Source organism: Methylotenera sp., from assembly GCF_013141425.1.
GTDB lineage: Bacteria > Pseudomonadota > Gammaproteobacteria > Burkholderiales > Methylophilaceae > Methylotenera.
Map to the genome: position 1 here is coordinate 21454 of NZ_JABFRA010000008.1, position 20599 is coordinate 42052.

Annotated in this window: 20 protein-coding genes; 5 read left to right on the plus strand and 15 right to left on the minus strand. The window is 44.5% G+C overall.

Going from position 1 to position 20599, the window contains the following annotated elements; genetic code table 11:
• The first annotated feature begins 53 nt into the window (after window positions 1-53).
• Window positions 54-590: a TIGR00645 family protein gene (locus HOO90_RS00590; RefSeq protein WP_292838399.1), complete on the plus strand. Its 537-nt coding sequence runs from the start codon at window positions 54-56 to the stop codon at window positions 588-590.
• Between the two features lie 13 nt (window positions 591-603).
• On the opposite strand, the gene HOO90_RS00595 is transcribed toward HOO90_RS00590, so the two are convergent.
• The 15 genes from HOO90_RS00595 to HOO90_RS00665 all read right to left on the minus strand — a co-directional run bounded on the left by HOO90_RS00595 (window position 604) and on the right by HOO90_RS00665 (window position 16421).
• On the minus strand, window positions 604-1704 hold the full coding sequence (locus HOO90_RS00595; protein WP_292838401.1) for a DUF2914 domain-containing protein: 1101 nt from the start codon (window positions 1702-1704) through the stop codon (window positions 604-606).
• Between the two features lie 29 nt (window positions 1705-1733).
• Window positions 1734-2162, minus strand: a complete 429-nt coding sequence (locus HOO90_RS00600; RefSeq protein ID WP_292838403.1) for a hypothetical protein — start codon at window positions 2160-2162, stop codon at window positions 1734-1736.
• Between the two features lie 189 nt (window positions 2163-2351).
• Entirely contained in the window at window positions 2352-4940 is a 2589-nt protein-coding gene (gene acnB, locus HOO90_RS00605; protein ID WP_292838405.1) for a bifunctional aconitate hydratase 2/2-methylisocitrate dehydratase, read from the minus strand.
• A gap of 111 nt (window positions 4941-5051) precedes the next feature.
• A complete protein-coding gene (locus HOO90_RS00610) occupies window positions 5052-5360 on the minus strand; it encodes a hypothetical protein (protein WP_292838407.1) in 309 nt (102 codons plus the stop codon).
• 318 nt (window positions 5361-5678) lie between these two features.
• Window positions 5679-7226, minus strand: a complete 1548-nt coding sequence (locus tag HOO90_RS00615) for a fumarate hydratase (RefSeq protein ID WP_292838409.1) — start codon at window positions 7224-7226, stop codon at window positions 5679-5681.
• An 8-nt stretch (window positions 7227-7234) separates the two neighbouring features.
• Window positions 7235-7696 (minus strand): hypothetical protein, encoded by a 462-nt coding sequence (locus tag HOO90_RS00620; protein WP_292838411.1) that lies wholly within the window; start codon window positions 7694-7696, stop codon window positions 7235-7237.
• 46 nt (window positions 7697-7742) lie between these two features.
• Window positions 7743-9374 carry an acyl-CoA synthetase gene (locus HOO90_RS00625; RefSeq protein ID WP_292838413.1) on the minus strand — a complete coding sequence of 544 codons (1632 nt, stop codon included), beginning with the start codon at window positions 9372-9374 and terminating at the stop codon, window positions 7743-7745.
• A 69-nt stretch (window positions 9375-9443) separates the two neighbouring features.
• Window positions 9444-10571, minus strand: coding sequence for an aldolase/citrate lyase family protein (locus HOO90_RS00630; RefSeq protein WP_292838415.1), 1128 nt, complete (start codon window positions 10569-10571; stop codon window positions 9444-9446).
• Window positions 10572-10600: 29 nt separating this feature from the next.
• On the minus strand, window positions 10601-10891 hold the full coding sequence (locus HOO90_RS00635) for a succinate dehydrogenase assembly factor 2 (protein ID WP_292838417.1): 291 nt from the start codon (window positions 10889-10891) through the stop codon (window positions 10601-10603).
• 3 nt (window positions 10892-10894) lie between these two features.
• Window positions 10895-11635 (minus strand): succinate dehydrogenase iron-sulfur subunit, encoded by a 741-nt coding sequence (locus HOO90_RS00640; protein WP_292838419.1) that lies wholly within the window; start codon window positions 11633-11635, stop codon window positions 10895-10897.
• Window positions 11636-11682: 47 nt separating this feature from the next.
• On the minus strand, window positions 11683-13446 hold the full coding sequence (gene sdhA, locus HOO90_RS00645) for a succinate dehydrogenase flavoprotein subunit (protein ID WP_292838421.1): 1764 nt from the start codon (window positions 13444-13446) through the stop codon (window positions 11683-11685).
• A 70-nt stretch (window positions 13447-13516) separates the two neighbouring features.
• Window positions 13517-13861 (minus strand): succinate dehydrogenase, hydrophobic membrane anchor protein, encoded by a 345-nt coding sequence (gene sdhD, locus HOO90_RS00650; RefSeq protein WP_292838423.1) that lies wholly within the window; start codon window positions 13859-13861, stop codon window positions 13517-13519.
• 18 nt (window positions 13862-13879) lie between these two features.
• Window positions 13880-14305, minus strand: coding sequence for a succinate dehydrogenase, cytochrome b556 subunit (sdhC, locus tag HOO90_RS00655; RefSeq protein ID WP_292838425.1), 426 nt, complete (start codon window positions 14303-14305; stop codon window positions 13880-13882).
• Between the two features lie 10 nt (window positions 14306-14315).
• Window positions 14316-15521, minus strand: coding sequence for a malic enzyme-like NAD(P)-binding protein (locus tag HOO90_RS00660; protein WP_292838427.1), 1206 nt, complete (start codon window positions 15519-15521; stop codon window positions 14316-14318).
• A 165-nt stretch (window positions 15522-15686) separates the two neighbouring features.
• Window positions 15687-16421 carry a GntR family transcriptional regulator gene (locus HOO90_RS00665; RefSeq protein ID WP_292838478.1) on the minus strand — a complete coding sequence of 245 codons (735 nt, stop codon included), beginning with the start codon at window positions 16419-16421 and terminating at the stop codon, window positions 15687-15689.
• A gap of 240 nt (window positions 16422-16661) precedes the next feature.
• On the opposite strand from HOO90_RS00665, the gene HOO90_RS00670 reads away from it, so the two are divergent.
• The 4 genes from HOO90_RS00670 to prpB are packed head-to-tail and all read left to right on the plus strand — an operon-like array spanning window position 16662 to window position 20598.
• Window positions 16662-17543, plus strand: coding sequence for a CoA ester lyase (locus HOO90_RS00670; protein ID WP_292838429.1), 882 nt, complete (start codon window positions 16662-16664; stop codon window positions 17541-17543).
• Complete coding sequence (locus HOO90_RS00675; RefSeq protein WP_292838431.1) at window positions 17536-18624, plus strand: MaoC family dehydratase; 1089 nt, start codon at window positions 17536-17538, stop codon at window positions 18622-18624. Before HOO90_RS00670 ends, HOO90_RS00675 begins: the two co-directional genes overlap by 8 nt.
• Window positions 18625-18667: 43 nt before the next feature.
• Window positions 18668-19684 carry an aldolase/citrate lyase family protein gene (locus tag HOO90_RS00680; protein WP_292838433.1) on the plus strand — a complete coding sequence of 339 codons (1017 nt, stop codon included), beginning with the start codon at window positions 18668-18670 and terminating at the stop codon, window positions 19682-19684.
• Between the two features lie 29 nt (window positions 19685-19713).
• On the plus strand, window positions 19714-20598 hold the full coding sequence (gene prpB / locus HOO90_RS00685) for a methylisocitrate lyase (protein ID WP_292838435.1): 885 nt from the start codon (window positions 19714-19716) through the stop codon (window positions 20596-20598).
• Window position 20599: the final 1 nt, after the last annotated feature.

Genomic DNA, 20599 nt, shown 5'->3' on the forward strand with positions numbered 1-20599 from the left:
AAACTATTAAGCTGATACAATACTCGAAAATACTTTTAATGAGGCTTAAACACATGACGCAAAGTAACACGAGCAAAACCGAATACAAACAAGGCAGCATTATGACCAACATCTTATTTGGCAGCCGCTGGTTACAATTACCTCTCTATCTGGGCTTAATAGTAGCGCAAGCAGTATATGTATTCTTCTTTGGCGTGGAACTGGTTCATTTGGTATCAACCGCGCACGCCATTAAAGAAGCAGATATCATGCTAATTGTGTTAGGTTTAATTGATGTGGTGATGATTTCAAACTTATTAATTATGGTGATTGTAGGTGGCTACGAAACCTTTGTATCTCGCCTTAATTTAACGGGTCATCCTGACGAACCCGATTGGTTATCGCATGTAAATGCTAATCTGTTGAAGGTTAAGCTAGCGACGGCAATTATTGGCATTTCGTCCATTCACTTACTTAAAACGTTTATCAATGCTGAAAATTTAAGTGAGAAAACGCTCATCTGGCAGACTGTGATTCATATGACTTTTGTGTTTTCTGCCATTGCCATTGCTTACATTGATAAATTAATGCGTGTAGAAAACAAACATTAATGAACGTGAGTTTTCAATAAACAAGCACGATGCTTGAAGGTGCGGTCTTCACGGTTTCAACCGTGAACGCTTGTACTGTAACTGTTTTTTCGTTCTCTGTCTCTACACTGACTTTCCAATCGCCCGCCTGCAAATCCGTTTTATAGGTGTAACCTCGAAAACCGTTATAGCGACCGCCTGACAAGGTAAACCCAATGTGTGATCTGGTTTGCCAGCCGTTTTTCTTATCATGATATTGCCAGCGGTGATACAAACGTGTTTTTAATCCGCTGGGCGCGAAAACCGATGAAAAGCAATACACGCGCTGACCAGGCAACACTTGCAAAGCATTGCTGGTCTTGCGCCAAAATACCCACCAGTCAGCAGGCTGCTGGCTAAGCTGGTAATTGCCTTTAACTTTATTTAGCGCATAACCCACGGCAATATCGCGCTTAACCAGTGGCACAGGCGGTATCACATCAAAACTATAGGCAAGCATGAGCACGGCCGCAATTAAGCCAACTGGCTTGATACTGCCATCGTGGTTGGGTGTTTTTCTGTACAACCAATAGGCCACTGCCGCGCCTAGCAAGGTGCTTATATAAAACCAAGCGGCATGCAGGCTGCCCATTAAATAGGGCAAAGCAAAGTTAAACAGCAACATGGCACAAAAACCAAACAAGGCCCAGCTGAGTGTAAATTTTTTATATTCGTCTTCTAAGTACTCATTCGCCACTAACATAATCGCCAACAACAGCGACATCAACCAGGCCAAACCGTGGTTCGAACTTTTAAAATACAAAATAAACAAGGCGCTTAATAAATTGCCAAACATGAATTGCAGCACAAAATAAGGAAGATTTTCCCAATACAAACGCTGATATAGTTTTTTGAGCAAAATTGGCAATTTTTTTGGTTCTGCTAAAACATAGCGTGGACTACCGATAGTAAAAAGTATCGCGCCTGCAATTAGCAAATAGGAAAAAAAGATAATTAAATCTGAACTGGCAACATTTCGACCGATAGTGAGTGCATCCCAGATAAAACCGCCAAAAAAGAATAGCGCTGGGAAGAAATCACCCAGTTTCAAAACGTGGCGATATAGGTGGGATTGTTTAATTCTGGCGATAACCATCTTGAATATTACAAATTAACGTACTGGCTTTAAGAAAGCAAACTACTCAGCACAAAGCCAATCACAATACCTGTAATTAGCGCAATCGTTACTGCTCGGTAGGTCAGAACATCTTTAGAATAGCCACGCTTAATCGCCACATAGGATACTAAATAACCAATGGCGTTTAGCAGCCATATCAAGCCAATCGACAACACTTTTACAATCAGTGGTCCAATAATGGGAATAAGCGCAATAATGCTTACCACCCAAGCAAACACATGAGAAATGGTGGCGAACAACACCACGCCAGTGGTTACCGCCTTAGCATGCCAATTGAAATACCAAGCAGCATATACTGTTGCAGCCAACACGATTGAAAGTGGCAACATCCACTTCCACGCGCCACGCTGGGCTGGCTGGATAATTTCTTCTTCGTTGAAAATATGGTGGTTATCTGGCTGTTGTTCTGAGTTCATAGCTAGATAATATCAGCAAACAGAAATATCTGGCGAGCTAATAAGGATTTCAATGCTAGATTAATAAACCTTAAAGCGCTTACGTGTACGCGCTTTTCATTATTAGACCACTGCCCTGCGAAGCCCGTTAAATAAGGCTTGCAGAGCAGGTATATACACAATGAATGCGCTGAAATAATTTAACTTAAATTAAACAGCCTCAGTGATTGGAATCACTTTTTTGCCAGAGCTCAAAGTATCCAATGCCGCTTTATATTCAGTCATTTGGTCAAAGTTAAGGTATTTGTAAATTTCAGCGGTATTCGCCAATTTATTACCGACCGTTTCCAAATACTCAGCATGCGTTGGCATACGACCAAGCTTGGCACACACTGCTGCAAGTTCTGCTGAACCCAAGTAAACGCGGGCATCTTTACCCATGCGGTTATCAAAGTTACGCGTGCTGGTTGAAAACACCGTTGCTTTATCCGCCACGCGAGCTTGGTTACCCATACACAATGAACAACCTGGAATTTCAGTACGTGCACCCGCCACGCCGAAGGTTGAATATACACCCTCATCGCGCAACTGCGCTTCATCCATACGGGTTGGTGGCGCAATCCACAAGCGGGTTGGAATGCCGCCAGAGCCTTCTAACACCTTAGCCGCCGCGCGGTAATGTCCGATATTAGTCATGCAGCTACCAATAAACACTTCATCAATCTTGTCACCCTCAACTGCTGACAATGGCTTGATGTCATCTGGGTCGTTCGGGCATGCTACCAACGGCTGTTTAATGGTATTCAAATCAATTTCAATCACGTGCGCATATTCCGCATCTGCATCTGGTTTTAATAAGATGGGCTTCGCCAACCAAGCCTGCATGCTTTCAATACGGCGTTGTAAGGTGCGTGCATCTTCATAGCCATTTTCAATCATGTTTTGCATGAGCACGATATTGGATTTTAAGAATTCAATCACAGGCGCTTCATTTAACAGCACAGTACAACCGTTAGCAGAACGCTCAGCAGAAGCATCGGCCAGCTCAAACGCCTGCTCCACTTTTAAATCTGGTAAACCTTCAATTTCTAACACACGGCCGTTAAATACGTTCTTTTTGCCTGACTTACCAACGGTTAAAGTGCCTTCCTGAATCGCCGCATAAGGAATCGCATTCACCAAATCACGCAAAGTAATACCTGCTTGCAGGGTGCCTTTAAAGCGCACTAAGACTGACTCTGGCATATCCAATGGCATAGCACCTGTTGCCGCTGCAAACGCCACTAATCCAGAACCCGCAGGAAATGAAATACCGATTGGAAAACGTGTGTGCGAATCGCCACCGGTGCCTACTGTATCGGGCAATACCATACGGTTTAACCATGAGTGAATCACACCGTCGCCAGGACGTAATGAAACACCGCCGCGGCTAGACATGAATTCTGGCAAGCTATGTTGCAATTTAATGTCCACTGGTTTTGGATAAGCCGCTGTATGACAGAAGCTTTGCATGACCAAATCGGCACTAAAGCCTAAGCAAGCCAATTCTTTTAACTCATCGCGCGTCATGCCACCCGTGGTGTCTTGCGAACCCACCGTCGTGGCTTTTGGCTCACAATAAGTATTAGGGCGCACGCCAGTGCCTTCTGGCAAACCACATGCGCGGCCCACCATTTTTTGCGCAAGCGTATAACCTTTGCTAGAACTAACAGCAGGTGCGGCGGTAATGAAAGTGGTTGTTTCTGCTAAACCTAAGGCTTTGCGCGCATTTGAGGTTAACCCACGACCAATAATCAATGGAATACGGCCACCCGCACGCACTTCATCTGGCATAGTAATTGGATTCAACTCAAAAGTTGAAAGCACCTCACCCGCTTCATTCAACACTTTGCCTTCATAAGGCTTAATCACAATCACATCGCCAGTATTCAATTTTGAAACATCACATTGAATCGGCAAGGCGCCTGAATCTTCCGCCGTGTTAAAGAAAATCGGCGCTATTTTTGCGCCTAAAATCACGCCGCCTGTGCGTTTGTTTGGAATATATGGAATATCATTGCCCATAAACCATTGCACTGAGTTAATGGCCGATTTGCGTGAGGAACCTGTTCCCACCACATCGCCCACATAAGCCAACGGCAAGCCTTTTTGTTTTAAGGTATCAATTAATTTCAAGCCTTCAGGCATTTTATTAATCAGCATGGCTTTGGCATGCAAGGGAATGTCTGGGCGGCTCCATGCATCTTGCGCTGGGCTTAAATCATCGGTATTGGTTTCACCATCGACTTTAAAAACCACCATTTTGATTTCTTTAGCTAACGCTGGTGCATTGGTAAACCACTCAGCATTCGCCCAGCTTTCAATGAGCATTTTAGCATGTGCATTTCCCGCTTTCATCAATACATCTACATCATGAAATGCATCAAACATCAAAATTGTGCTACTTAGCGCTTTAACAGCATTGGCCGCCAATGGTGTTTCTAACAGCGCAACTAAAGCCTGCACGTTGTAGCCACCTAGCATCGTGCCTAGTAACTCAACCGCCTTTTCTGGTAAAATTAAAGGCGATTTCGCTGTGCCTTTAGCGATATCTGCTAGAAAAGCCGCTTTTACATAAGCCGCTTGATCCACACCTGCCGGCGTGCGGTTGGCGATTAAATCAAGCAAGGTTTCGGCTTCGCCCGTAGGTGGATTTTTAAGCAATTCAACCACTTGAGCGACTTGCTCTGCAGATAATGGTAATGGGGGTAACTGGTTAGCAGCACGTTCTTTTACGTGCGTAGCATAGGCTTTTAACATGGTATTTTGCGTCTTTAAGGTTGGTTAAAATAATCTTCGTCATTATACAACCAGCAAAAACGCACGGTGCTTTCAATTAGAATTAGCCCATGCAAAATTTAAGCAGGTTGTTTAGTTTGTATATAACTCTTTTGCAAACGGCGTACTGCAACTAGTACCTTTCGCCGAAGCTTCCATGCGGTCCAGCACGTCCTTCTCGTAGCCGATGCCATGTTTTAATTCTAAAAATGCCCGTACTTCAAACACATCGGCAAAACCGTTTTTATCGGTATCCATCAAGGCCACGCATTCTTCAACACTCGGGCCAGTGTAGCGGCCATTTGCATCTGTGAGATAGGCCAACACATCCTCAGCATTCACTGACGTTACCGTCAATATTGCACCCAATAAAATAATAAATTGCGCTGTACGTTTAAACATTTAAATTGCACCTTTAATCAACATCCGGTTATTAAAACCAAATAATCCACATCCTAAAACTATTCGCTGAAATTCAACTAGTAGGACAGATATTAAAACAAAAAGTGCAGTGCACACTGTGACTATTAGCACATAAGCCTATGCAAACGTGGAAAAAGTGTCTGCACTGGCGAATTACTGCGTTGCGCGTTACTCGCAAGCTCACCGTACACCAGCACCATCGCAGCTTCTGCGCTCCATGCGTCTTGTACTTCATCCCGCTCAACGACTTATTCCGTGTTTCCTTAACTATTTTTAGGCTTCAGATTGCATGTGTTATCAATTTATCGCTTGAATCTCAATAACCTTATGCTGTGCAATCTTTGCTTTCCACTCGGCGGGGCCTGTTGAGTGCACAGAATTGCCTTTACTATCGACCGCCACAGTCACTGGCATATCTTGCACGGTAAATTCATAAATCGCTTCCATGCCTAAATCTGCAAACGCCAATACTTCGGCTTTTTTTATGGCTTTGCTTACCAAATAGGCGGCGCCGCCCACCGCGGTTAAATACACAGACTTATGTTTTGCAATCGAAGCAATCGTCTCATCGCCGCGTTCTGCCTTGCCTACCATGCCGAGCAAACCAACATCATTTAGCATCATTTCAGTAAAGCCATCCATTCGCGTTGCGGTAGTCGGGCCTGCTGGGCCTACGGCTTCATCTCGCACTGCATCAACGGGGCCAACGTAGTAAATAAAACGGTTTTTAAAATCTACTGGCAGTTTCTCACCTTTTGCCAACATCGTGGCAATTCGTTTATGTGCTGCATCGCGGCCTGTTAGCAACTTTCCATTCAACAGCAAAGTCTGACCAGGCTTCCAAGTCTGAATATCCGCTTGGGTAATCGCATCTAAATTTACCCTTAATGACACCTCACTTGGCGCCCAATGTACATTCGGCCAGTCGCTAAGATTCGGCGCTTCTAATTCTGCCACGCCACTGCCATCCAACTCAAAATGCACATGGCGTGTAGCGGCACAGTTTGGAATAATCGCCACAGGTAAAGAAGCCGCATGCGTTGGGCAATCTAATATTTTCACATCCAACACTGTTGCTAAACCACCTAAACCTTGCGCACCTATACCCAAATTATTTACCTTTTCAAAAATCTCTAACCGCAATTCTTCAATGCGATTTTTTGCACCGCTAGCTTTAAGTTCGTGCATATCAATCGGCGCCATCAGTGACTCTTTAGCCAACAACATGGCTTTTTCTGCACTACCACCTATACCTATGCCCAACATGCCGGGTGGACACCAGCCTGCACCCATTTGGGGCACAACTTCCAAAATCCAATCCACAATGCTGTCATTTGGGTTGAGCATCGCCAGCTTGGCTTTATTCTCCGAACCACCACCTTTTGCCGCAATTTGCACGTCAACTTTATCGCCTGCCACCAATGAAACATGCACCACTGCAGGCGTATTATCCTTAGTATTACCGCGCTTTCCAGCGGGGTCACTCACAATAGAAGCACGTAATTTATTCTCTGGCAGTAGATACGCACGCTGCACGCCTTCGTTCACCATTTGCTCAACATCTTTTAGTTCAACATCCTGTTCAGCTTGCCATTGCACGCTCATACCTACTTTAACGAAAGCAACAACAATGCCAGTATCTTGGCATAGTGGCCGTTTACCTTCTGCGCACATACGCGAGTTTGTTAAAATCTGCGCAATGGCATCTTTTGCGGCGGGCGATTGTTCTGCCTCATAAGCGCGGCCTAATGCCTGAATGTAATCGACAGGGTGATAGTAAGAAATATATTGCAACGCATCTGCAATGCTTTGAATGAAGTCAGATTGTTTGATGGTTGTCGTCATTTTTCGCGCTACTTAAGTTTATTTAGCTTGGATTTTTCTAGTTTAGATTTTTCTTGCTCTGGTTTATCTAGCTTAGTTTTTTCTTGCTGAGGCTTTTGTATTGTCACGGGCAAATATACTTCCCATGTTTTAAAAATATCTTTACTTACACTTTTTGCACAATACACTGCCACACTTTTATGAAAAACACGGCTGTTCGGCGCCCATCCTGCGGTTAACGGTTCCGCACACTTAGGCACTAATGTTTTAAGATTGACTTGAGTCACCTGCCAATTGCTATTATTTTGCTTATTTTCTAACGCGATAAATTTTTCTGCGGTCAGCTGAATTTGGTCGAGATGAAGTTGCTTTAACCTTGCAATACGCTGAGATTGAGTTTCAACTATGCCCTTTTCTTCAGATGCAGAACTCTGCGCTGCCCAACCAAGCAAGCACACGGAGAAGGCAAAATAAAAAGTGATTTTTGACATTATGACATTTCTACAAATTTCTAATTTATTTGTTCATAAGTTTAAATTATCGCGCACTTTTTGCATAAGCAATGCTGTTGTTAATATCTTTTCGCAAGATTTTGCCGTTTTTGGTCCGCGGAAAATCTTTGGTCAAATATACCGTTTTTGGTGCTTTGTAAGCGGCTAAATGTTGCTTACCGAAGGCCTGCAACTCATCAGCAGTAACAGTTGAATTGGGTTGCAAAATCACATAAGTCACCACGAGCAATTTATCTTTCTCAAGCTCCTCGCCCACGGCGGCGCAATCCGCCACTGCTGGGTGAGATTTATATACCCGCTCAATTTCATAAGGCGACACGCGGTAGCCAAAGCTTTTAATAATGTCGTCCTTGCGGCCTAGAAACCAGATATAGCCGTCTTCATCATAACGCGCATAATCGCCCGAGAAGAACCAGCCGTCATGCTTGTATTTGGCAGTTTCTTCGTCTAAATTCCAATACCGCAAGAATAAGCCAGGGTCGTTAGCCGGCACACTAATCATGCCCTCCTCACCTTGCAAGACTTCTTCTAGCGTTTCAGGGTTGAGCAGTTTAATGGCATGACCTGGTTGAGGAAAGCCGGCAGATCCTGCCCTTATTGGGCGAAACACACTTTGACTTAAATAATATGAAAACTCACTCATACCAACCGCTTCGTAAATATCTCGGCCAAAGCGCTCACGCCATTGTTGCAAGACTTCATCAGACAAATGCTCTCCCGCACTCATGCAATGCCGCAAACTTGGCACATCAGCTTGTTTGGCGGATGATTTTTGAATAATTTGGCGATAAATTGTTGGCACGCCAACAAAAATAGTTGCTGAATGCTTTGCAATTAAACGCGTCCATAAATCTGCATCATTTTTGCCTTCATGCACAATGACTGTTTTGCCTAAATACAGCGGGTCCATCAACCCAGAACCTAACACATAAGTCCAGTTAAATTTGCCCGAATGCATGATGCGGTCTTGTGAATTAGCATCAAAATTGAACCAATATTGAGAGGCAGGTTCACGGCCAATTAAAGCGCGATGTGCGTGTAACACACCTTTTGGATAACCTGTTGTGCCTGAGGTATAGACCAAATAAGCAGGGTCATCAGAAGCCGTTAAATGCGCTGGTTCGCAACTTGCAATTGCAGTAAGCTGCGAATCTAAATCGAGCACATTTAGGCTTGCGTGTGGAGTAACTTCACCAATGCCAGACAAAAGTACATGTTTTAAATTAGGTAAGCCAGTTAAATGGCTTTGCAATGATGGCCATGCCGCTTTGTCTGTCACAAGCACAGTTGCCGTTGAGTCTTTTGCTAAATAAGCCACCTCCTCAGCCGTCAGTAATGTAGAGGTCGGGACTGAAATCGCACCGCGTTTCATTGCCCCCAAAAACGCCGTTGGATAATCCAAATTGTTTGGCAAGCGAATCAGCACGCGCTCACCCGCAGCAACACTCAAATTTCTAAGTAATTGCGCAAACTGGTCAGTGCGTTTGGCTAGTTGTTCAAACGTGATTTGTGAGGTGCCTTGCGCATCATCTTCCACAATCATCGCAATGGTAGTGGCGACCGGAGTGTTTAAATGTTTATCTGTACATGCAACACCGATATTGAAGTGTGTTGGGATACTCCATTTCCACGCTTTAAATGGCTCAAATTTTTGCATTATTTAACTCTCATAAAAATTCAGTGCTTATAAAAATTGAGTATTTGGCAATTAAACCAAAATACGCATTTACAGTATTGCTCCGTATGGCCAGTTTTGACGTATCACTTGTGCGGGTAATAATTCAAGCACTTGCAACGCAAAATCCATGTCATCTTGGTGTAGGGCACGAAGTGCATGGGCTCTTAACAAGGTTTGCAGCGCCTTACCAAACATCGGCGGGTCTAGCATTTCACCTTCAAACTTGATGGCACCGCCGTGCAAAGCATCAGCTTCAATCGCGGCCTTTAAAATGCGTACTTTTTGGTTTACTTCTGTGGGTGATGGTGTGTATGCCGTTTTACATAAATGAATATGGCCTGGGTGGATGACTTGCTTACCTGTCAAGCCCATCGCAGCTTCTTGGCAGGCGTGTTTATACACAATGCGTGATTCATGATCGCCATGTAAATCTAGCCAGCGTCTTACATCATGCGGCTCAACAAATTTATCGGGCATGATGTTGGCGCCAATTAAGGTTTCAACGCCGCCAATCACACCCTTACCAGCAATGCGTGCTTCAAACATTAATTGATTCATGTAAAACTGCAACTCATCAATCCAATGCTCGGCTGTGATGTGGATGCCCATCGCTTTTGAAAAATCGTGAATACCAAACACCACGTGCTTTACTGTGCTGTATTGCATTAATTCAGGGGCGATTTTTAGCGATTTTGGATGTTCGATAATCGGCTGTATCGTAATGTCTGGATTTAAATCCAGCAGAAAACTCGAGAGATCACGCACTTCTGCCGCACCATAAGCCTCACCAGCCTTGGCCAGCATCACCACATCGATGCAATCGGCCATGTCTTTTACTAATTGCATGTCTAACTCATATTCATCGGTACGAAATGAATTAGAGCGAATCGCCACTGTAACATGCGGGTTAACGTTGCGTAGCTCTGGCAGCTCTTGGCGCAACAAATCACGGCTCATCACTTTTTGGCGACAACCATCTTCCAAGTCAAAAATCAAGGTGTGGGCATTGGTGTTGTGTGCATGTTTACGCATACGCGCCGCCGCTTGGGTGACATCTTCGTAAATCCCTTGCGCAGGCGAATATTTAACTGGCGGATAATACAACTGTATCCCTGGCCAGTTCTCGCCTAGCATCGCACTATTGGTGTAACACTTGATTTTTCCATGACTATTCATGCTAAGTCTTTCAATAATTTCAATTATTCTCAATGACCACTTAATTTTGTCAGCACCGTTTGCATTACATCTACATTCTCTTGCTTTACTTTTAAAACATCAACTTCATCAAACTTTATTCTCGAGGTCACCACATCTAAAAAGTCGTTATCGGGCAAATCGAGTAAACAATCCAGTGCTTGCAACTCTTGTTTACTTAATCCAGCCAAGTGCTTTTCAGAAAAACGTAGCAATACGATATCCAGTTCTAATAATCCACGACGGCAGCGCCAGCTTAAGCGGCGCACTTCTTCGTCGGTCATCTGGTTAGCGGTAGTCATTTATTAAATCGCTTTAATTTCAATTTTCTTTTTATCTTTCAATTTACTTTCGCGCGCCTGCTCGAACTTCAAATCTTTAATGTTGGCAATCGCCGCATTTGGGTTGAGCTTTTTCGGGCAGACCTCCACACAGTTCATAATGTTATGGCAGCGATACAAACGGTCTGGCTCTTCCAAATTCTCTAGCCGCTCGTCAAGCGCCTGATCGCGGCTATCCACCATAAAGCGATAAGCTTGCATTAGGCCAGCTGGACCAACAAACTTATCTGGGTTCCACCAGAAAGAGGGGCAAGAAGTTGTACAAGCACCGCATAAGATACACTCATACAAACCATCAAGCTTGGCACGGTCTTCTGGCGACTGTAAACGCTCTATTTCTGGTGCTGGATCGTTATTCACCAAGTAGGGTTTGACTGAATTATAGTTCTCAAAAAACTGCGTCATATCCACGACTAAGTCGCGAATCACAGGTAAACCAGGCATAGGGCGAAGTACCACTGGCTCTTCTAAATCGGACAATTTGGTAATACAAGCCAAGCCATTTTTACCATTGATATTCATGCTGTCAGAGCCACATACGCCTTCGCGGCATGATTTGCGCAAGCTCAAGCTGTCATCCAAGTCCTTAATGCGCAACAAGGCATCTAACAACATTTGGTCGCTATCTTCCAGCAATACATCGTAATCTTGCATGTATGGCTTTTTGTCTACGTCAGGGTTAAATCTATAAATTGAGAATTTCATGTTGTAGTCTCTAATTTCTAATTAATTCTGTAATTTGTTCAATTCGTTTAATAAACACGCGCTTTAGGCTCAAAGCTTTCTACTGTCTGCGGTTTTAGGCGCACAGGCTTGTATGCCAAGCGATTGCCATCGCGGTAGTAGAGTGAGTGTTTGAGCCAATTTTTATCATCGCGCTCAGCAAAGTCTTCGCGAGCATGGGCACCACGGCTTTCAGTGCGTGCTTCGGCGGCATGCATGGTTGCTAGAGCCACTTCAACTAGATTATCCAACTCAAGCGCCTCAACTCTGGCCGTGTTAAACACTTGGCTTTTATCTTTAATCACTGTGTTTTTGGCGCGTTCAGCCACTTGGTCTATTTCTCCCACGCCTTCTTGTAACAAGTCAGGGAAGCGAAATACGCCACAATGCGTTTGCATGGTTTGACGCAACGCAGTACCAACATCCTTCACACTTTCACCTTGCGTTTGTGTGTCCAAGCGGTTTAATCTGGCTAAAGTCTTATCGAATGCGTCAGAAGGTAGTGGTTTATGAGCATTATCTTTTCTCACTTCTTCAACCATTTTGTCACCTGCTGCGCGGCCAAACACCACTAAATCCAATAAAGAATTAGAGCCTAATCGGTTGGCACCATGCACTGAAACACAAGCGCATTCGCCCACGGCATACAAGCCATTAACTACAGACTGGCCACCGCCGGTATCTGGCACAACAACTTGGCCCTGTAGATTAGTGGGAATACCGCCCATCATGTAGTGCGCCGTTGGCACAATTGGAATCGGGTCGTAAACAGGGTCAACATTGGCAAAGGTTTTGGCGATTTCACGTATGCCAGGCAATTTATCATTGATTAACTTTTCACCTAAGTGATCAAGTTTTAAATATACTGCATCTTTGTTTTTACCCACGCCACGGCCTTCTTTAATTTCAGTAGCTGTCGCACGTGAAACTACATCGCGGCTGGCTAAGTCTTTTGCATGTGGCGCGTAGCGTTCCATAAAGCGCTCGCCTTCGCTATTAACCAAATAGCCACCTTCGCCACGTACACCTTCAGTAATCAACACGCCTGCATTCAATACACCGGTTGGGTGAAATTGCCAGAACTCCATGTCTTGCAATGGAATATTGGCTCGCGCCGCCATGCCTAAACCATCACCTGTATTAATGAACGCGTTGGTGCTGGCTTTAAATATGCGGCCTGCGCCGCCAGTCGCCAATAGCGTGGCTTTTGCACGTATGCAATGCACTTCGCCTGTTTCAATTTCTAACGCTAAAACGCCGAGCACATCACCATCTGCATCACGTAACAAATCCAGCGCCAACCATTCCACAAAAAACTGCGTATTCGATTGAATATTGCGTTGATAAAGCGTGTGCAACATGGCATGACCTGTTCTATCTGCCACCGCACAGGTGCGTGAGATGGCACTTTCGCCAAAGTTTTGCGTCATGCCCCCAAATGGGCGTTGGAATATCTTGCCATTTTCTAAGCGATCAAACGGCATGCCGAAATGTTCAAGCTCATAAATCGCTGCAGCGGCGTTTTTACACATAAACTCAATCGCATCTTGGTCGCCTAAATAATCCGAGCCTTTGATGGTGTCGTACATGTGCCATAACCATTTGTCATCCGCCACGTTGCCAAGTGCCGCAGCAATGCCGCCCTGCGCTGCGACCGTATGCGAGCGTGTAGGAAATACTTTAGACAATACCGCCACTTTTAAGCCAGACTGTGCCAATTGCAATGATGCACGCAAACCAGCACCACCACCGCCAACCACTAAAGCATCAAATATTTGAGTTTCTAACGCCATCTCGATTAAACCTTAAAATAAAATTATTTTTTATAACTACTGCTATTATGAGTAGAACAATCTATTCAAATTAAGCCAACATAAGCCACCCAGCCCAAGCCAAATATATCCATAACAACGCCAGCAAAATCTTTTGTAAGACCATTTGCAAACCATAGTTCGGTACATAGTCTTTAAATACATCACGAATGCCTAACCAAGCATGTAGAGACAGCGCCAGCCAAAATAGCAAACTAGCAATACGCCACCAGATTGGCTGAAAGAAACTTAGCCATGCTTCGTAACTTTCTGGCTGAAGGATAAAAAACCTTAGCAAAGCAAGCACACTGTATATTGCCATCACAAGACCGGTAAGCCTTTGTGTAAGCCATGCGCGCATACCTGGATATCGTTTTGTAAGCAGTTCTAGTAGCATGCTGTTAAATCCAAAAGCCTATATCCATAATTGAATCGCCAAAGCGATAGTCGCAATAGCTCCAAACACCAGCACCAATTTACTGGTATAACGTGCTTTCATCAGCGAAGTCATCCAATGTATATCCATGGCCAAGTGACGAATACCTGCAAAGAAGTGATGAAAAAATGCCCAAGCCACCCCTAGCAGTATTAACTTTACAAGGGGGGAATGCAGAATATTAACCACCATTTGATATTGTTCGGCAGAGCTTAATGAGAGCTGCACCAGCAACAATATCAAGGGCAAGATTAAAAATAATAAACATCCAGTGGCACGATGTAAGATTGAAACCAAGGCATTAATCGGCAAACGAATCGTGAATAGATTGAGGTTTTTTGGTCGACTCAACTGACCAGGTCTTAGCTTTTTCGTTTCGTTATGTTTTTGTTGATTGTTTTGCATGTTCAAACTCTCAGGCTTGATGCAATCTAGCGGCATCGGCTACTGCGCCAGAAACCCGCGATAACAAGCGTTTATCGAATGGTTTTGGAATAATGTATTCCTTGCCAAAACTTAAGCTTGTTAAGTTATAAGCCGCCAATACATCTTCTGGTACAGGCTCGTGTGCAAGTGCAGCCAAAGCGCGGGCCGCAGCGATTTGCATTTCGTCGGTAATTTGTTTGGCTTTAGCATCTAATGCACCACGGAACAAATATGGGAAACAGAGTGCGTTATTCACTTGATTTGGAAAATCTGATCGCCCCGTTGCCATCAAAATATCATCGCGCACCGCGTGCGCCAAACTAGGTAAGATTTCAGGATCTGGATTTGCCAAGGCAAATACCACTGGTTTTGGCGCCATCAATTTAAGTAACACTGGCGATAAGGCATTGGCGGCTGAAACACCAATAAACACATCTGCGTTCGGCATCACATCTGCAAGAGTTTTCGCATCACTTGGCACAACCGCTAAATGGCGATTATTGTCATGCAAATCCGCACGCGATGTATCCAAAACACCGGATTTATCTACCATGGTGATATTGGTTGCGCCCATTAACTTAAGCAGGCGCGCACAGGAACAACCAGCTGCGCCCGCACCTAAAAACACGATTTTAGCCGTTGGTAAGGTTTTACCTTGAAGCTCTAAGGCATTAGACAAAGCCGCCGCCACAATTACCGCCGTTCCATGCTGGTCATCATGAAACACCGGAATATCTAAACGTGCACGCAACTCATTTTCGATTCTAAAACAGTGTGGTGCGGCAATATCTTCAAGATTAATGCCACCGAAAGTTGGTGCAATATTCACCACTGTTTCGATAAACGCCTCAATTGTTGGTGCATTCACCTCAATATCAAACACATCGATACCAGCAAAGTGCTTAAACAACACAGCTTTACCTTCCATCACTGGTTTACTAGCTAACGGCCCCATATTACCTAACCCCAGCACCGCAGTTCCGTCAGTAATTACCGCCACTAAATTACCTTTATTGGTATATTTATACGCCAATGCAGGGTCACGATTGATTTCACGCACCGGCACCGCCACTCCTGGCGTATAGGCTAAGGATAAATCCTCTTGTGTTGCACATGGTTTAGATGACTCTACGGAAAGCTTACCCGGCTTAGGAAACTCATGATAATCAAGTGCGCGTTTTTTTAAATCGTCCATTTTTCTCAATACCTTTTCAGGGGTTAGGTTTTTTTATGTTTAATATCTGTTCAATCTGTGCTTTCCAAAACTTGCAATAGCAAGAAAGGTAAACGCAGGCAATACTTTAGTACGACAAGTACAGCCTGACGACGCTAGTGCATGTTTTAAAAAGTACAAAAAACACTATTCAAGCTCGTTCATATAGTGATGGTTATCAGTAATACACAACCCCAATCGCCATTCCATCGGCTTATCACCATAAGTAAATGAAACGCGCTCAATACTTAATAAAGGCTCACCTTCTTTTAACCCTAAGGCCTTCGCCACCTCACCTTTAGCTGCCACTGCCTTTAAGCGCTCTTCTGCGCGTATCATGCGCACACCAAATTCGGATTCATATAAGCTGTACATCGAACCGTTATTTTCTTCAACCTTGTTGCCATTCAAGCCTTTAAACGGCGCAGCCGGTACAATGATGTGATCAAAAATTAACGGCCTACCTGAAAATGTCAGCAACCGTTTTATTTCTATAGTTGAAGCCCCTGCTTTCAAATCCAGCACTTGCCCCATGTGTACATCGGCCTTGCCTTTGGTGCATGAAATAAATTCGTTTTGCAGTAATTCCTTTTGACCGTCAACTGAGGTCAGCCTTAAGAAACGTAACTTCATACCTTCGGCACTATGGGTTGCAACAAAAGTACCTTTGCCTTGACGTCGAATAAGTATGTTTTCCGTCGCCAATGCATCAATCGCCTTTCTCACAGTGCCTTGGCTAACCTTATAGCGACCTGCCAACTCAATCTCGCTTGGAATCATATCGCCAGGCCGCCATTCGCCGCCGATTAAACTTTGCGTTAACAACACCTTTATTTGGTCATATAAAGGTTTATAACTTGGAGAGTTGTAATATTTGTCTATCATAGCGTTTGCTTATATCGTTAAGTTACTTGGCTTAAGTTACGTGGCACTTAAGCCAACAAAAAGTTAATTTACAGATAATTATTGGCGTTAAATTTAATTAGGCTAATTTATATCATGTCTATTTTTAATAGTCTAGCATTTTATATCTTATATAAGACATAAGATATTTATTGACATTTTTAAAACTCTCTCTATATAATCCAGTCAGCTAAATATGAATAGAATAAAGGCACCCCTATGACCCAATATTTTCGCCCTCGGCGCTCTATGCTTTACGTGCCTGGCTGCAACACGCATTACCTTGAGCGCGCACGCACATTGCATGCCGACTCCGTAATTTTGGATTTGGGCGACCCTATTCTGGTGGAATGTAAAGAAGAATCGCGTGACAATGTGGTGCGTTTTGTCAACGAAGGTGGTTATGGCTCTCGCGAGGTTGTGGTGCGGGTGAATGACTTAATATCGCAATGGGGGCCAGATGACATTAAAGCCATTGCAAAAACCAAAATTGATGCAGTGCTGTTTCCCAATATCGAATCGCGTGAAGACGTACTCACAGCCATCGCATTATTAGATGCCGCTGGCGGCAGCCACTTACCTATCATGGTGATGATAGAAAGCCCGATTGCTGTATTAAATGCAAAAGAAATCGCAGCCGCATCGGACCGCATCGCATGTATCGTCATGGCGACCTCTGATTTGATTTCACAACTTCATGCACGCGTAACACATGAGCGCTCTGCAATTTTAACTTCACTTTCCTTAGTGATTTTAGCTGCGCGCGCCTATGGCCACGCGGTGGTAGATGGCATCACCAGTGACTTTAAGAACATGCATTCATTTGAATATGCCTGCCGTTTAGGCCGCGACATGGGGTTTGATGGTAAATCTTTGGTGCACCCTGCCCAGCTTGCCTACAGCAATGACGCTTACACTCCGCAAGCTTCAGAAGTAACTCATGCGCGCGAAATTATTGCAGCCCTTAAAGCCGCGAATGAAGCGGGTAAAGGCACGGTGGTGGTGCACGATAAATTAGTTGAGCGCCATCATGTTAGAGCGGCAGAACGCCTTCTAAAACTCAGCGAAATGATTAAGACTTTGGAAGAAAGCCATGTCTAATACAACCAATACAATTTATGCCAGCAAAATCAATACTGGCAACTACTTTGAAGACTTTAAGCTCAATCAAATTATTCAGCACGCCACAGCGCGCACGATTGGAGAGGGCGAAGTCGCTCTATACATCGCACTCACTGGCTCCCGCCAAATTTTGCATTCAGCAGACACCGTAGCTCAATCACTGGGTTACAAGACTAGGCCCGTCGATGATTTATTAGCCTTTCATATTGCATTCGGCAAAACCGTACCCGATATTTCAGTAAATGCCGTGGCGAATTTAGGCTATGCTGACGTGCGCTTTTTGCAACCAGTGTATATTGGCGATACTCTAAGCACTAGCTCAACAGTGATTGGCTTAAAACAAAACTCCAACGGCAAATCAGGTGTCGTTTACGTGTGCTCCGTTTCTACAAACCAATTACAGCAGCCCGTGCTTTCATGGGTTCGTTGGGTGATGGTGCACAAAAATAATCTAGATGCGCCTGCACCTGAAACTGTTGTGCCGAATTTACCAAACCACGTACCTGCAGAAGAACTCAGCGTTCCTACATTTTTGGACGCTAGAAAATTCAATACTACAGTAACAGGCGGGCAGTATTTATGGAACGACTACGCGGTTGGCGAGCGCATCAACCACCCTGCCGGCATCACAATCAGTGATACAGACCATACGCTAGCGACCAAGCTGTATCAAAACAATGCACGCTTGCATTTTGACGATTTGATCATGAAAAAAACCGCCTTCGGCAGACGCCTCATGTACGGAGGCCACATCATCTCGCTTTGCCGCGCATTATCAAATGATGGCTTAGAAAACGCACTGAGCATAGTTGCCATAAACGGCGGCACGCACTGCAACCCATCATTTGGTGACGACACGATTTATACATGGACAGAAGTGCTGGACAAATGGACTTTACCAAACCGCAGCGATGTGGGTGCACTTAGATTACGCATGGTCGGTGTAAAAAACCTGCCCGCCGATGCGCTTGGAAGCACGCACATTACAACCGATGGCAAACAGACCTACCTCCCGAACGTAGTATTAGATTTAGATTACACCGTGCTGATGCCACGGTAAGCAAATTAATAAAGACTTTAAGATAAAAGACATAGGAAAAACAATGGCGACCACACAACAATTAGTTCACCCTAAAGATGCTTTATTTGGTGGGGAAAAATCATTTCCTATCATCCCATCTTGCGAGCATTTTGCAGGTAGCGAAAAGCTAATTCTTAAAGCCTTATCAATGCAAGATACCAATAATCCAAATGCTGTCGGTCCAGTATTCGACATCACCTGCGACTGTGAAGATGGTGCGCAAGCAGGTCAAGAACGAGAACACGCAGAAATGATTGTGCGCTTACTTACTAGCGAGGCCAATAAATACAAAATGGCAGGTGCGCGCATTCACGATTACACCAATAGCTACTGGAAACAAGATGTGGATATTTTGGTGGCGGGTGCAGGAAAAGTTTTAAGCTACATCACCATTCCAAAATGCACCACTTACGCTCAAGCCAGTGAAATGATTGCCTACATCCAAAAAGTGGCTACTTTCAACGGTGTTGAACGTTTAATTCCAGTACATATCCTGATGGAAACACATGGCGCATTAAAAGCTGTGCATGAAATTGCGACGTTACCTTGGGTGCAAGTATTAGATTTTGGTTTAATGGACTTTGTTAGCGGCCATCATGGCGCAATTCCAGCCTCTGCCATGCGAAGTCCAGGCCAATTTGACCACCGCTTACTCGCTCGCGCTAAAGCTGAGTTAGTTGCAGCAGCTCTAGCCAATGGGGTAGTACCAGCGCACAACGTAACACTTGATCTGAAAAATGTAGAAACCACACGCTCAGACGCCTCACGTGCGCGCAACGAATTTGGCTTCTTGCGCATGTGGAGCATTTACCCAACGCAAATCGAAGCGATTGTGGATGCGATGAAGCCGAACTTTGATGAAGTGCAAGATGGCGCAAACATACTTTTAGCCGCTCAAAAAGCGGATTGGGGCCCAATTCAATACGATGGAGAGCTTCACGACAGAGCAACTTATCGTTATTTCTGGGAAATTCTACAAAAGGCAAAACTCACCTTGGTCAATATTCCAGATGAGGCTATTAAAGCCTTCTTCAGTTAATTTTTAATATATACATTTAGGTAGTTAATATGACACAAGCAGCCACAGCTGGGGCACGATTTCGTGCCGCTCTAAAAGCAGAAAGACCGCTACAAATCATCGGTGCAATCAACGCCTATCACGCGATGCTCGCCACTCAGAGTGAATTCAAAGCCATTTATTTATCTGGTGGCGGTGTTGCGGCTGGCTCACTTGGTTTGCCAGATTTAGGCATTTCAACCCTTGAAGATGTGCTAATTGATGTGCGCCGTATCACCGATGCAGTAGATACACCATTATTAGTGGATATTGATACCGGCTGGGGTGGGGCTTTTAATATTGCACGTAGCGTAAAAAGCATTGCCAAAGCGGGTGCCGCTGCAGTGCATATTGAAGACCAAGTGTCAGCTAAACGCTGCGGTCATCGCCCAAACAAAGCGATTGTTAGCCTTGAAGAAATGGTTGACCGTGTAAAAGCTGCTGTTGACGCAAAACCTTACGATGATTTCGTCATTATGGCGCGTACTGATGCGTTGGCTGTAGAAGGTTTGCAATCAGCCATTGACCGTGCTTGCGCCTGTGCTGAAGCCGGTGCTGACATGATTTTCCCAGAAGCAATTACTGAGCTCAGCATGTATAAACGATTTGCAGCTACCGTTAAAGTGCCAGTGTTAGCCAACATAACCGAATTTGGTAGCACGCCTTTATTCACGGTGGATGAGCTACGCGGGGCAGACGTAAGCATGGTGCTATACCCACTTTCAGCCTTCCGCGCCATGAACCAAGCAGCGCTTACAGTTTACCAAGCCGTGAAAAATGATGGTACACAAAAAAACGTCGTCGACATCATGCAAACTCGCATGGATTTATATGATCACTTGGGCTACCACGCTTTCGAACAAAAACTAGACGCGCTATTTAGAGGAGAAAAGTAGC